A 13,947-nucleotide genomic window follows, 5' to 3' on the forward strand; every position below is an offset into this window, starting at 1 on the left:
CAGCCCGTGATCGCCCTACAGCCCGATCGACCGCAGCGCGGCGAAGCCGTCCGCCACGATCCGCCGGAGCAGCCCGTCGTTCACGTCCCGGTGCTCGTCGAGCAGGGCCACGTCCCGCTCGGCCAGCCAGCGGAACTCGGTGTGCTCGGCCGGTGCCAGCCGGGGGCGGCTCAGGTCGCCGTCCACCCGGACCAGGAAGTCGGTCTCCACCCGCTCCAGCCCGTCGTCGCCGGTGTAGCGGTATTCGCCGACCAGGCCGAGCACGTGCGAGACGCTCCAGCCGGTCTCCTCGGCGACCTCCCGGCGCAGCGCGTCGTCGATCTCCTCACCCGGTTCGAGGTGGCCGCCGGCGATGTCCCAGCAGTTGGGGAAGAGCCGCCGCTCGGGAGAGCGGCGCTGGACGAAGATGCGGCCGTCGTCGTCGACGATCAGCGCGCCGGCACAGCGGAGGGGCTCGGTGGACACCCTCCGACAGTAGCCATCCACGCCGCGCCCGGCGATGCCCGTTCTTGTCCCGGTACGCATCGATGGCCCACCATGTCCGTAACCAGTCGCCGTCCCACAGGAGTGATGTGTGATGCAGGTTCGGGAAGCGATGTCCAGCGAGGTACTCGTGGTCGGCCCGGAGCACACGCTCCGCCAGGCGGCCCGGATGATGTCGGCCCGCGGTGTCGGGTCGGCGGTCGTGATCGACCCGGACTCCGAGGGGGTCGGGATCATGACCGAACGCGACGTGCTGAAGGCGATCGGCGCCGGGCTCGACCCGGACGTCGAGCGCACCGGCGCCCACCTGACCTGGGACGTCGTCTACGCCGGCCCGGACTGGACGGTGGAGGAGGCGGCCGCGGCGATGGCCCGCGGCGGGTTCCGCCACCTGGTGGTGCTCGACGGCCGGGAAGTGGCCGGGGTCATCTCGGTGCGTGACCTGATGCGGGTCTGGGCGCGGGAGCACGCCCCGACCCGGGCCTGAGAAGGGCGATGGCCCGGCCGATACCGGCCGGGCCATCGTCGTGCGGTGTTTCTCGGTCGTGCCCGCCCGGTCAGGGGCCGACGAAGACCGCGGTGCCGCGCCAGTCCACGTCGTCGACGCCGGGGCCGCTGCGCAACGTGGCGGAGCCGGTCGGCGCGCCGTCGGCCCAGTCCATCGAGGACAGGTTGCCGGTGCTCCGGGAGACGACGTAGAGCTTGTCGCCGTCGAGGAACAGGCCGGCCGCGTCGGCGAAGCCGGTGGTGCCGGTGACCGTGGCCCGCTCGGCGCCGACGGTGCCGGTGTCCGGTGCGAAGCCGCGCCAGAACAGCGCGCTCTGGCCGGCCAGCGTGTAGTAGACCCGCCCGCTCTTGTAGAACATCGCGGTCACGTTGGGCAGCTCGGCCGAGAAGTTGACCGTCATGCCCGCGTAGGTCTGCCCCTCCGGCGCGGAGCCGGTGAGGATCTTGTCCCACTTCGCGTCGTGGTAGGGGTCGACCTTCTTGGCGGCGCCGAACTCGGAGCCGTCGAACGACCGCTTGTGGAGGTCGCCGCCGACGCCGTAGAACAGGTCGCCGCCGACCCAGAACGCGCCCTTGACCTCCGACCAGCGGGTGTCGTCCGAGTTGGGCACCGACATCGCGTTGCCGACGCCGGTCGCGCCGTCGTACGACCGCTTGGTGATGCTGTCGACCGTGGTGGCCGGCGGCACCGGCGGCAGCTTGACGATCTCGATGCCCTGCACCAGCGGGTTCTCCAGGACCCGACCGAAGTCGATGTCGACGTTGCCGTCGCTGGTCACCGCGAAGGCCCGCATGCTGCCCTTGTTGGTGGCGCCGATTGCGGCCACCGGGTCGAAGTTGCTCAGCTTCTGCACGCCGTCGATGCTGACGTTGAACTTGCGCTTGCCCGCGGTGGCGGTGCCGGCGTACCGGTTGGCCAGGTAGAGCCGCACCTGCACCGGCGTGCCGGCCGGGACCGGGAAGTCCCACTGCATGTCCGGGGCGGGCGACTGGTCCCACCGCTCGCTCCGGAACAGCGTCGCCGGGGTGCCGGCCGGGACGGTGGCGTCGAGCGCCGCCTCCGTCGGGTACGTCGAGACCGTGTTGCCGGCGTTGTGGTAGGAGATCGGCGCGGTGAGGGTGTCGGCGGCCCAGGCCGGGCCGCTCGGCGCGGCCAGCTCCTCGCCGCCGGCGTTGACCCGGTAGAGCACGTCCGAGGCGTCCGGCGTCGGCGCGGTCTTGACGATCTCGATGCCCTGGACCAGCGGGTTCTCCAGGACCCGACCGAAGTCGATGTCGACCACACCGTCGCTGACCACGGAGAAGGACTGCATGGTGCCGCGGTCGGTGCCGCCGGCGACGGCCACCGGGTCGAAGTCGTTCATCTTGAGCACGCCGTCGATGCTGACGTCGAGCTTCCGCTTGCCCGGGGCGGCGGTGCCGGCGTACCGGTTGGCCAGGTAGATCCGGACGTTCACCCGGGTGCCGGCCGCGACCGGGATGTCCCACTGCATGTCGGGCGCGGTCGCCTGGTCCCACCGCTCGGTGTTGAACAGGGTGGCCGGGGTGCTGGTCGGCACGGTCGCGTCGAACGTCGCGTTGGTCGGGTACGACTTCGCGCTGTTACCGCCGTTGTGGTACGGGCTGGGCGTGGCGTCGGTGTCGGCCGACCAGTCCGGGCCGCCGTCGGTCGCCGGGATGGCCGGGCCACCCGCGTTGACCCGGTAGAGCACCTCGGTCTGCGCCGCCCGACCGGCCTGGTAGACGTCGCCGGGCAGGCCCTTCGTGCTGGTCGAGTGCGGGGCGTCGCCGCCGGTCAGCGGGAAGAAGGCGAGCCGCTTCCGCTGGTACTCGTAGTTGCCGATCCACTCCTGGTCGCTGCCGAGCCAGAGGCCCTGCGGAGTCACCAGCATCTCGGTGACGCCGTAGCCGCGCGGGTTGCGGCCCGGGTTCCAGGCCAGCGGCAGGCCACTCAGCGGGTCGAGGGCCGCGATGCTGGCCCGCGGCACCGCGCCGGGGCCGGCCTTGTCACGCGCCAGCGGGTTGTTGGACCAGCGGAAGTGGCCGCCGACGTAGATGGCCTTCTCGCTGATGCCGACGGAGAGGAAGGTGTCGCCGCCGCTGAAGTTGGTCCAGGTCGGCTTCTGGCCGGCTCCGGTGGCGTCGGTCTCCCAGCGGGCCGCCGAGTCGCAGAGCGTGCCCGGGTAGGACGCGCCGGTGCTCACCACGACGAAGTACTTGCTGTCCGGCGAGAACTGCACGTCGCGGACCCACGAGTCGAACGCGCTGTACTTGCAGGCGCCGGCGTAGCCGTCGGTGTTCCAGTCGGCGACCTTGGCGGAACTCGCGCCCAGGTCGATCCGCACGATCTGGTCGTGGACGGCGCCGTCCGCCTTCTTGAAGTTGCCGATCACCACCAGGTGCTTGCCGTCCGGGGAGACGGCCATCTTCTCGGTGCCCACGGCGGCCGACGCGCCACCGTTGGTCGGCGTCCAGTTGTGGTGCTCGGTGAGCGCCACGGTCAGGTAGTCGTCCACCGCGCCCGTGGTCGGGTCCAGCGACACCAGGCCGTTGCGGGTGGCCCCGTTGGTCGAGGTGAAGTTGCCACCCACCAGCAGGTGGTCGCCGACCAGGAGGACGTCGCTGACCGCGCCGTCGAACGCGGGGTTCTTGAACCCGTCGACCAGGCTGCCGTCCTCGACGTTCAGCAGCGCCAGCTTGCGCATGCTCTTGTCGCCGACCTTGTTGAACCTGCCGGCGACGTAGACGGTGCCCGGGGTGGGCCCGGCGATCAGGGCGTTGACGTCGCCGTCGAGCAGCGGCACGAACGCGTTGTCGATCTTGCCGGTGGCCTTGTCGAAGGCGAGGATCGCCCGCCGGTCGACGGGCGTCGGCGACGAGCCGCGGTTCTGCGCGTTGGTGAAGGAGCCGCCGACGATCACCTTGCTGCCGGCGTCGTAGATGGCCAGCACGTTGCCGTCGTTGATGTTCGGCGTCTTGTCCGTGGTCAGCTCGCTGACCAGGGTGCTGTGGTCGGGCGCGACCAAGGCCGCGGGTGCGGCGAGGGCCGGGACCGGGGTGAACAGTGCGGCGATGCCGAGCACGGCGGCGCCGAAGGCGGACACCGAGCGGTGTCTCAGGAACGAGGAAGGCACAGGCTGCTCCGGGGGGAACGTCGGAGGCGCTGCGATCGTGGCCGGTGGCGACGTGAGGTGAGGTCGCACGCGACCGACCGCAGACGTGAGGAAAACACCTTCTCGCATTCGGCCACCGCGCGTCCACCCGGGACCGGCCTTTTTGGCCGAGGAAAGGGCTCGGGTCGAACGAAAAGACGAGGAAAGATCACTCAGTGGATTTGGACGGTGGCGCGGAGGTGGGACTGAGGTTCGGCAGCGGTGGGGAGAAGTAGGGATCGGTGGCCAACTCGCGGAACACCGCCGCGCTCTCCGGGTCGTCGTCGAAGGTGGTGTCGTACACCGGTTTCGTGTCCCGGCCGGAGAAGTACATCGCGGCCTTGATCTGCGGGTGCTCCTTCAGGTAGCCGCGGACCCCGCGCAGCCAGTCGGCCCGCTGGCCGGGCCGGCCCTTCTCGGTCGGGCCGAACTCGCCGATCACCACCGGCCGGGGGTGCTTGCTGGCGAACGCCATGAAGTGGTCCATCCGCTCCGCGAAGCTCACCCATTCGGTGCCCGGATAGACGTCCGCGCAGAGCCAGTCGACCTGGTCGTCGCCGGGGTAGTAGGCCGCGGCGTCGCGCTCCGGGTTGGCGAAGCCGTCGGCGTGCGGGCACCAGACCCAGGCCGCGTTGGTGGCGCCGACCTCGGTGAAGATGGCCCGGATGTGCTTCCAGGCGGCGATGTAGTCCTCCGGCGAGTGGACGCTGGCGCGCAGGTTCGGCCGGTCCATCTCCCAGCGGTAGCGCAGCAGCACCGGGATGCCGAACTCCTTCACGTTCTCGGCCCGTTGCCGGATCAGCGGGTCGTAGACGCCGCTGACCGTCGACCGGGTGTCGGTGCCGCTCCACGAGATCATCTGGAGCTTGCCCATCGCGTTGAACGCGGTCTGCGTGTCGCCCGGGAAGGGCTTGTTCCACTCGTGGAACATGTGGGCCACGGTGAGCTTGCCGCCGGCCGCCTGGTCGAACGCCTCGAACGCGGTCGCCCGTCCGGCCGGGTTGTGGAACTCCGGCTGGACCCAGGCGCCGAGCCAGGCGCCCTTCTCCGGGGGTTCCGGCCCGCGGCCGGTGGTGCGCACCGGATCGGTCCGGGGCGCCACCGACGGGGGCGGAGGCACGAAGGACGCCTGCCCGGACGGTCGGCCCGACCCGGAGTCGCAGGCCACCACCGCCGGAACCAGGCAGACCAGAATGGACAGAGACGCCAACGCACGCCGCACCCGTAGCACCACCGCAACCTCTCCCCAGGATGTCGCCGGCCGACGAATGCAGCCCTGGCGGACCTCCCCGAGGCGACGGCCAGCCGGGCGGGCAGGCGACCCTTGGCACTCTACCCGTGCTGAGTCCTGTCCGCCGGACCCCGAGTCCTCGACGGACCGCGCGGACGCCGGCGGGTCAGGCCCGGGCGGCCGTTCCCGCACCGCCCCCACGCCGCAGGCTGCGGAGCGCGTCGAGGTGCAGCGTGCCCCGCCAGCGCCAGGCCGCCGCCACGTAGGCGGCGCCACCGGCCAGCGTCACCGCGACGAGCACCAGTGGTGCGGCGCCGAACAGGACGGCCACCCCCAGCGGCAGGCCGAAGCAGGTGAGGCCCAGCGTCATGGCGACCCGGCTGCCGCGCCCGAACGGGTGCAGCCGCAGGGACCACCAGAGCTGCGCCAGCGGCACCAGGTTGTTCACCAGGATGGCGCCGGTCCAGGCCAGCGCCGCGCCGACGATGCCGTGGCGTGGGATCAGCACGAGGTTGAGCACCACGTTGAGGACCGTGGCGGCCATCGCGTTGTAGAAGGTCCACGCGGTGCGGCCGGCCATGTTGAGCACCACGTCCACCATGCCGCACCCGGTGGCCACCAGCATGACCAGCGAGAGCAGCACCACCACGGACTTGCCGGCGCCGTAACCCGAGCCGAACAGGGCCAGCATCGGCGTGGCGAAGGCGGCGAAACCCAGATAGATCGGCCAGGACAACAGCACCAGCCAACCGGTGGCCACCTGGTAGAGCTGACGCGCCTCGTCGTGGTCGGCGCGCGCGAAGGCCGCCGCCATGCGGTGCTGCACCGAGCTGCCCAACGCCGTCCCGGCGAGCTGGCCGAGGGCCAGGAACCGGGTGGCGGCGGTGTAGAGGGCCGCGTCGGCCGGCCCGCGCAACGCGCTGAGCAGCACGATGTCGAGCCGCTGCACGACGATCGCGGCCAGCGTGCTCAGCGCGCGGGGCCCGGTGAACCGCCAGAACGGGCCGATCTGCTCGGCCGCCGGCACCGGCCTCGGCACGTCGCGCTCCGCCCGGCGCACGAGCCGGCGGAGCCAGAGCAGGCCGGCGGCGGCCGCGAACAGGTAGGGCAGCGCCCACGCCAGCGGCAACGCGCTGGTGGCGGAGAGGCCGAGCCAGGCCGCCACGGCGACCGCGACGAACTGCACCAGGGTCCGGCCGAGCCGTTCCACGGTCAGCAGCGGGCGCATCTGGCCGAAGCCCTGGCAGGCGGCGACGGCGTAGTCGTTGAGCGCGGCGAGCGGCACGAACGCCAGCAGCACCCGCAGCGCGGTCACCGCGCCGGGGCCCGCCTCCGGCATGGTGAGCCGCGCCAACGCGGGGGCGGCCAGCCAGCCGGCCACCGCGAGCAGCGCCCCGACGACCAGCACCGGCACGAGACCCACCGCGATCGTGCCGCGGATCCGGTCGCGTCGGTCGAGCGTCCGGTGCCGGCTGACGAAGTAGATGGTCCCCACGTCGGTGCCGAGCCGGGCCGCCGACGCGGCGATCATGAACGCGCTGGTGGCGGCGAAGAACATGCCCGCCTCACGGACCGACCAGCCGCGGGTGATGACGATGTTCAGGCCGAAACCGGCCACCGCGGCCAGCCCGACCCCGACCAGGTTGGCGAAGCCCTGACGTGCGGCGCCGCCGAGACCCGCGCCGGACCCGCCGCCGCCGGCCGGCGCCTCCGCGGTCTCGACCCCCCCGGCGTCCGGCCGGGTCACCGCCGCCACGACGGCACGCGTCCCCACCAGGTGGCCAGCCGCTCGTCGTACGGGGCGAAGTGGTCCTCCAGCCGGGCCCGCAGCTCGGCCGACATCGGCGAGCGGGACCGCGAGTTGTGCTTGCCGAAGGCGATGTCCGCCCAGCGGGGCAGCTCCAGGAAGTCGCAGACCGCGTCGAAGGACGGGCGCGGGTCGGCGAAGAAGTCGTCGCTGTCGATGACGTGCAGCCGGTCCCGGCCGACAAGCGCCTCCAACCGCTCCACCTGCTCGATGTAACGACCCCGGGCCAGGTAGGCGTTGTGCTGGAAGTGCTCGCTGGCGTACGACGGGTCGGCGGTCATCCGCTCCCGCTGGCCGGCCGTCCGCTGCTCCTCCAGCGCCAGTGCCCGCTCGAAGTCCGCCTCGGTCTCGAAGCCCCGGGCCAGCTCGTGCGAGTGCGCCGAGTAGGCCCGCTCCACCGGGTCGCGCAGCAGCACCAGCAGCTTCACCGACGGCAGGTCCTTGGCGATCCGCTGCCCGGCCAGCGGGTGGAACATGTAGTAGGGGCTCGACTCGCCGGTGATCCCGCGTACGCCGAGCTGCTCCTTCACCGCGTCGGCCTTGCTCGTGGTGGGGAAGTGGCCGAGATACCAGCTCATCCCCCGGTGGTAGGACATGTCGAAGTAGTGCACGCCCTTGTGGTAGGCGGGCGGCAGCACCCCGGGGTGCTGCGAGAGCGTCTTGAACAGCGAGGTGGTGCCGCAGCGCTGCGCCCCCACGATCAGGAATCCCGGCACCATCCGTGAGCCCGCGGTCAACCGACCGACCGTCCGACTCACCGACTTCACCGCGCGGAGCGCCTGCTCCCTGGCCACCGTCACGTCCCCACTCCTCACTCTCACCGGGCCCGGCGGGCCAGGTGCTCCTCGACGGCAGGCAGCAGCCAGGTGTCGACGTGCCCCAGTCGCGCACCCGCCTCGGCCTGCCGGTCCCGCAGATAACGCGTCGCCAGCTCCACCAGGTAGAGCACGGCGACCAGGTCGGCGCCCCCGCCGCCCTGGTCGAACGGCGCGAGCGTCCGGTCCGCGCCGGCGATCAACGCCCGGGCGGCCGCCAGCGGCTCCACCCCGTCGTGGCTCATCGCGCCCTGCACCGCCAGGTGCAGCGCGTCGTAACCGGCCGGCACGTCGGCTTCGAACCGCTCCCAGTCCCAGACCAGGACCCGGCCGTCGGCCAGCACCGCGCTGTTTCCGCCGTTCCAGTCCCCGTGCCAGGCGCCGAACGCCACCACCGGGTCGGCGTCCGCGACCGAGGCGAGCACCGCGCGCAACCGCCCGGCCTCCGGCCGGTCACCCAACTCGTCCACCGCGCCGGCCAGCCGGGCCGCGTGCCCGCTGCCCGCCCACGACCCCCGGTGTACGCCGAGGCAGCCGGCGACCGCGACCATGGCGGCCCGTTCCGCCTCCGCCGCGACGGCCGGGGTGGCCCGGGGCAACCGCACCGGGAGCGCCTCCTGCACTAGCAACGCGTGCCCGTGCCAGTCGCCGTGGTGGCGTACCCCGGCCAGCACGACCGGGCCGAGCGGCACGCCTGCGAGCCGGCGCAACGCGGCGGCCTCGGCGTCGACCAGGGCCCGGGTCAGCGGGTCGACGCCGAGCTTCGCGTAGCCCAGGGCCCGGCCGTCCGGCGCGAGCAGCTGCAGCACCGGCTTGCGGTTGGCCCGGGCCGGCCCGATGTGCAGGCTGACCAGCGCCGGTTCGCCGAGCACCTCGGTCAGGTAGGCGTCCAGCCCGCCGCCGTCCACCACCAGCCGGTCGCGGAACACCACCGGCCCCAGCCCGAGTCGGAACGCGGTGGCCAGCCCCTGCCGGACCAGCCTGGCCTTGCGGCCGACCGCCTCGGTGGAGTGCCGCACGGCGCCGGCGGCGGCCCGGCCGGAGCCGGTGGGCACCAGCAGCCGGGGACGGGCGGCCGAGGGCACCACCACCCAGCCGGGGCCGCCCCGGCGCAGGGCGGGCTCGGCCGGCTCGGGCCAGATCAGGCCGGCCAGCTCACCGAGGTAGGCGGAGCGGCCGTCGCCGTCCGGAGGTACGCGGAACACCATCAGCGGTCACCGGCTGCTTCCAGTCGGGCCCGTAGCCCGGCGATCGTGCCCTTGGGCGGCGTCGGCGCGAGCGCCCGGCGCAGCCGGTCGTTGCGGGCCAGCAGGGCGACCGAGATCAGGGCGTAGGCGAGGGTGGCTTCCAGCGCCCCGTAGGTGAACTGGAAGAAGAGCATGAGGATGATGACGAGCGTGCCGGCGATGCCGATCGCGCTGTGGTCGCGCCGGTAACGCCAGAGGCAGTAGAGGAAGAAGCCGTTGTAGGCCAGCGCGCCGACCCACCCCTGGCCGATGAGCAGCGCCCAGAGCTGGCCGTTGCTGCCCAGCTCCCGGTTGCCGCACTGCTTGCAGTCCTCCGACTTGCCGATGGCGATGGACCGGTTGCTGCCGATCAGCGCCCGGTTGCCGCCGTAGCCGAGGACCGGCGAGTGGTTGGCCGCGGTGACCGCGCCCGCGGAGAGCGTGGCCCGGATGTCGTCGCTGTGCCCGTTCTGCAGCCGTTCGTCGAAGGTGCGGCCGAGCGGGGTGGCGACGACCAGCACGCCGATCAACCCGACCGCCAGGGCGAGCCCGCCGAGCACCACCATCCGGCCGCGGAGGGCGAGCCGGATGGCGACGTAGACCGCGGCGATGCAGAGGCCGACCCAGAGCCCGCGGTTGAGCGAGTAGACGATCGGGAAGATCGCGGCCAGCGCGATCGCGATGCCGAGCAGGCGCCGCACCGGCCCGCCCAGCACGACCCAGCCGACGATCAGCCAGATCAGCAGGATCGCGATGTTCTCGCCCCACGAGTTGGTGTACTCGAACGGGGCCGAGGGGCGCGGCGACTCGCTCTCGCCGGCCAGCACCTGCTGCACCTGGGCGAACCGCACGTCCATCAGCGAGGCGACGTAGGGCTGGTTGGCGATGGCGGGCGGCAGCAGGTAGTTGAGCGGCGCTACGAAGCCGACGGACGGCAGCAGCGAGCCGAGGTAGCCGCCGATCACCGTGACCACGCCCATGAAGCCGAAGAGCCGGATCACCCGACGCTGCGACAGCTCCCGCTCGCGCAGGTTCAGCACGTAGAGCATGACCACGGTGAGGGCCACGTAGTTGGCCAGCCAGATGCCCCAGCCGAGGTACCGGCCGCCGCCGGAGGGCGGCAGCGTGTTGGGTGCCCGGAGGCCGAGCATCACCACGGAGAGGAAGATCCAGAGCAGCAGGACCAGCCAGATGCCGAAGCCCGGCGGCACCTGGACGGAACCCCGGCGGCGCAGTTGCACGGCCATCGGCACGGCCAGCACGACGAAGATGAAGGTGGACACCCCGAGCATCCAGGCGACCGGGTAGAGCACGAACGCCGCGCTCAGCGGCCAGGACGGCGACAGTCGGAACGACGGAGCCGTCGGTCGGACCGGCGTCCGGGCCGGGACGGCGCCCGCCGCCGGGGAGCCCGTCGGCGGCGCCGGCGCGAATCCGTGGGTCGGTTCGTTCGGGGCGAGGGTGCTCATCCGAGCGTGACCTTGGCGGTGCTCGACACGTAGACCACCCAGGCGTTGCCCGGCTGCGGATGCATCAGGCCGCCGTCGGCGTCCACCACGTTGCAGACCAGGTCCTGGCCCGGCTTCCGCCAGGTCCCCTTGGCGCCGGACGGACCGGAGACGGCGATCGCGGCACCCTGGCCGAAGACCTTGGCGGACGGCAGCGAGCGGGGTGACGGCTTGCGGACGTCCAGCGTCCGGTATTCGGTCGTCAGCACCACCACCGACGTCGCCGCGACGGTCGCCTTGCCCACCCGGGTGGTCCACACCGACTTCGCCGCGTCGTAACGCCACACCATGGGCGGACCACCGGGAACGCTCACGGTGAGCTGCCGGGCCGGGGCGAGGTCGCGCCCGGCCAGCGCGTCGCCCGGAGTCGTCGCGTAGTCCAGCACCGGGGTCGGCGGCGCTGCGGCCTTCGGCGCCGCCCGCCAGAGCGCCGCCGTCGAGGTGTAGTCCCCGGAGAACGCCTTGTCGTCGTCGTCGGGCGTGATCCCGCCGAGCTTCGAGTCCTTGAACTGAGCCAGGAAGCCGGTGGGGCCACCGGTGTAGCCGACGAACGGACGCAGCACGGCGACCGACCGGATGTCGACCGGGCGGATCTCGGTGACCGGCCCGACCTTGGCGGCCTCCCGGGAGTGGAACACCGCGGTCAGGTGCAGGGAGTCGGACTCGGCGAACTCGGCGTAGACCACGTCGGCCGCGTCCAGCCCGGCCGGGGTGGTCGACGGGCTCACCCGCACCGGCACCGCGAGCGCCGGCCGGGTGGCCACCGCCGGGGTGCCGGCCGGCACCCCGGTCAACGGGGCCGGGGGCTGGCTCGGAGCGGTGCTCGCCGCGGTCGTCGCGGGCGCGGTGCCCGGTTCGACGACCTGGACGCCACTCCGCTTGGGTTCGGGCTGGCACGCCGTCACGAGACAGGCCACCATGAGCGGCCCGACGACGGCGCGGAGGATCTGCCGGCGACTCACCCCAGGTCCTCGCCGGATTCCAGGGCGTAGCTGCGGCCGTCGCCGTCGCCCCGGGACCGGTAGGTCCCGCCGCCGCCGTTGACCGGCATCGGGTTGCTCGGGGTCGACGGCTTGCGCGGCGCGGGCGGCTTGACCGGGGTGGAGGACGCCGTGCCGGACGTCGGCCCGGGGGTCGCCGGCTTGGCCGGGGCGCCGGTGCCGGAGGGCCGCATCCGCGGCAGCACCATGGTGGACTCGGCGGACGGCCCGGGGCTCGGTCGAGGCTTGGGCCGGTTCGTCTGATTTGCCGGACCCGCCGGGTTGGCGGGGTCCGACGGCGTCGCCGGCCGGCCGGCGGCGGCCGGCGCGGCCGGCATCCGCGGTGCCAGCACGGCACCGAGCACCGGCGCGTTGACCTGCTCGAACTGCTGGAGTGCGGCGGTGATCTCGACGCTGCGGGTGCGCCCCGTCTCGGCGACCACGATCACCGCGTCCGCGTACCGGCCGAGCGCCTGCGCCTCCACGGCGTGGGTGGGCTGGGCCGTCTCGATCAGCACGTGGTCGAAGCGCGCGGTCAGCTCGCGCAGGATCTCCAGCAGGCCGGCGACCGGCAGCTCGACCTCCGCGTCCAGGTCGCCCGGCACGAGCACCCGGAGCTGGCCGAGCCCCGGCACCGGAGCCAGCGCCTTGAGCGCCGGCACGTCGCGGCGGAGCACCGAGGCGAGGCTGTGCCGCCCCTCGGCCACCCCGGTGATGCTGCTCAACGCCGAGTCCGGCTTGGTGGTGATCAGGGCGACCTGCGCGCCGGTGCGGGCGTACGCGGCGGCCAGGTTGGCGGCCACGAACCCGGCTGCCGTGCCGGCCGAGCCGTCGCAGAGCAGGAGTTGGCGGCCGCGGCCGGCCTGCGCCGGCTCGGGCACCGCGGAGAGCAGGACGTTGCGCAGCCGGCCCAGCTCCCGGGAGATCTTGTGCGAGGCGGGCAGCACGGACAGCGACGGGGTGCGGGCCGGCAGCTCCAGGAGCAGCGGCAGGCCGACCCGGTCGGAGATGTCGCGGCCGCGCCGGACCCGGTTGTCCAGCCGGTCCAGCACCAACGCCAGGACGATGCCGAGCAGCAGGCCGGCGCCCATGCCGCTGGCCAGGTTCAGGGTCCGGTTCGGGGAGCTGGGGTGGTCGGGCAGCCGGGCGTCCGAGATGATCTCGCCCGGGTCGATGTCGGCCGAGATCAGCGGGCTGAGCCGGTTGTTCAGGCCGCTCAGCTGATTGGTCAGCACGTTCTGGTCGGCCTCGGCGCGCTGGCGCTCGGGCGAGTTGGAGGGCGCCGCGGCGATTCTCCCGGCGACCTCGTTGAGCTGCTTCTTGACCTGGTCGATCTGCTGGGTCAGGGCCTTGGTCTCGTTCTCCAGCGCCTTCTGCGCGGTGGCCTTGCGCAGGTCGAGGTAGGCCTGTGCGAACGCGTGCGAGCCCGACTGCGCCTCCTCCGGGCTGGTCGCCTCGTAGGCCACCTGGAGGATCTGGCTGTTCGGCGGGACGGTCACCGTCACCGACTTGACCAGCTCGTCACCGCCGGTGCCGATCTTCATCAGGTCCTTCGCCCGCTCCGCCACCACGAGTGAGCGGACCACCTGCGCCTCGGTGTCGAGGTTGACCTTGGTGTTGGGGTTGTTCTCCGACCCGGAGCTGAGCGGACGCACCAGCAGGGAGGTGGTCGACGTGTAGCGCGCCTCCTGGAGTTGGCTCACCGCCAGACCGCCGGCCAGACCGAGGACCGCGGCGAGCAGCAGGATCCACCAGCGGCGGCGCAACCAGCCCAGGTAGGCCATCAGGGCAAGACCGTCGGCGTCGTTCTCGGCCAAATGGGGTGAGGGCATGAGTGTCTGTCGCTCCCTTTCGACCGAGCCGGGCAGTCCCACGGCACAGCTGGACCTGACCGTGACTTCGAGTGTCCCCGATCCGAACGTTGAGGGAAAGTCTGCTCACGTTCCGGTAAGCCTGCCCAGGTGTGGGCAGCCCGCATAGAGATGGCCGACCGGTGCTGGCCATTCGGCGGGTTCCCGGCAGCGGGCCCGACCTGCCCCCGGGAGCCGACGTCGTCGCCGGCTCGCGTGCGGAGCGGTGACGGAATCCTGACACATGCCGCCGCGACGTCGTCGGCCCGGCCCACCGCCCCGGCGGCACCGCGACTGACCTGGCGGGTCCCACCCTCGGGGGGATCCCGGCGGCGGGAATCCCGAGGTGACCCGACCGGTGGGCCGGGATCCGTCCAACGGCCCCTTC

Annotated in this window: 10 protein-coding genes; 1 reads left to right on the forward strand and 9 read right to left on the reverse strand. The window is 72.8% G+C overall.

The window, feature by feature from the left end; genetic code table 11:
• Nucleotides 1-15: 15 nt before the first annotated feature.
• A complete protein-coding gene (locus O7598_RS30520; protein WP_269694616.1) occupies nt 16-465 on the reverse strand; it encodes an NUDIX domain-containing protein in 450 nt (149 codons plus the stop codon).
• A gap of 112 nt (nt 466-577) precedes the next feature.
• Between O7598_RS30520 and O7598_RS30525 the strand changes: the two genes are divergently transcribed.
• Nucleotides 578-970 carry a CBS domain-containing protein gene (locus tag O7598_RS30525; protein ID WP_269694617.1) on the forward strand — a complete coding sequence of 131 codons (393 nt, stop codon included), beginning with the start codon at nt 578-580 and terminating at the stop codon, nt 968-970.
• A gap of 70 nt (nt 971-1,040) precedes the next feature.
• Here the strand turns inward: O7598_RS30525 and O7598_RS30530 are convergent, their stop codons facing one another.
• The 8 genes from O7598_RS30530 to O7598_RS30565 form a co-directional block, all read right to left on the reverse strand.
• Nucleotides 1,041-4,094: a malectin domain-containing carbohydrate-binding protein gene (locus O7598_RS30530; protein ID WP_269694618.1), complete on the reverse strand. Its 3,054-nt coding sequence runs from the start codon at nt 4,092-4,094 to the stop codon at nt 1,041-1,043.
• Nucleotides 4,095-4,311: 217 nt separating this feature from the next.
• Nucleotides 4,312-5,262: a glycoside hydrolase family 26 protein gene (locus O7598_RS30535; protein WP_269694619.1), complete on the reverse strand. Its 951-nt coding sequence runs from the start codon at nt 5,260-5,262 to the stop codon at nt 4,312-4,314.
• Nucleotides 5,263-5,539: 277 nt separating this feature from the next.
• Entirely contained in the window at nt 5,540-7,147 is a 1,608-nt protein-coding gene (locus tag O7598_RS30540; protein ID WP_269694620.1) for a lipopolysaccharide biosynthesis protein, read from the reverse strand.
• The gene (locus tag O7598_RS30545) at nt 7,117-7,980 is read right to left on the reverse strand and encodes a sulfotransferase family protein (protein ID WP_091061650.1); all 864 of its coding nucleotides are present in this window, start codon (nt 7,978-7,980) and stop codon (nt 7,117-7,119) included. Before O7598_RS30545 ends, O7598_RS30540 begins: the two co-directional genes overlap by 31 nt.
• A gap of 17 nt (nt 7,981-7,997) precedes the next feature.
• A complete protein-coding gene (locus O7598_RS30550; protein ID WP_269694622.1) occupies nt 7,998-9,203 on the reverse strand; it encodes a hypothetical protein in 1,206 nt (401 codons plus the stop codon).
• Nucleotides 9,203-10,690, reverse strand: a complete 1,488-nt coding sequence (locus tag O7598_RS30555; protein WP_269694623.1) for an O-antigen ligase family protein — start codon at nt 10,688-10,690, stop codon at nt 9,203-9,205. Before O7598_RS30555 ends, O7598_RS30550 begins: the two co-directional genes overlap by 1 nt.
• The gene (locus tag O7598_RS30560) at nt 10,687-11,691 is read right to left on the reverse strand and encodes a DUF3048 domain-containing protein (RefSeq protein ID WP_269694624.1); all 1,005 of its coding nucleotides are present in this window, start codon (nt 11,689-11,691) and stop codon (nt 10,687-10,689) included. The genes O7598_RS30555 and O7598_RS30560 overlap by 4 nt, the downstream gene beginning before the upstream one ends.
• Complete coding sequence (locus tag O7598_RS30565; RefSeq protein WP_269694626.1) at nt 11,688-13,541, reverse strand: Wzz/FepE/Etk N-terminal domain-containing protein; 1,854 nt, start codon at nt 13,539-13,541, stop codon at nt 11,688-11,690. Before O7598_RS30565 ends, O7598_RS30560 begins: the two co-directional genes overlap by 4 nt.
• Nucleotides 13,542-13,947: the final 406 nt, after the last annotated feature.

The organism is Micromonospora sp. WMMC241, assembly GCF_027460165.1.
Lineage (GTDB): Bacteria > Actinomycetota > Actinomycetes > Mycobacteriales > Micromonosporaceae > Micromonospora > Micromonospora humi.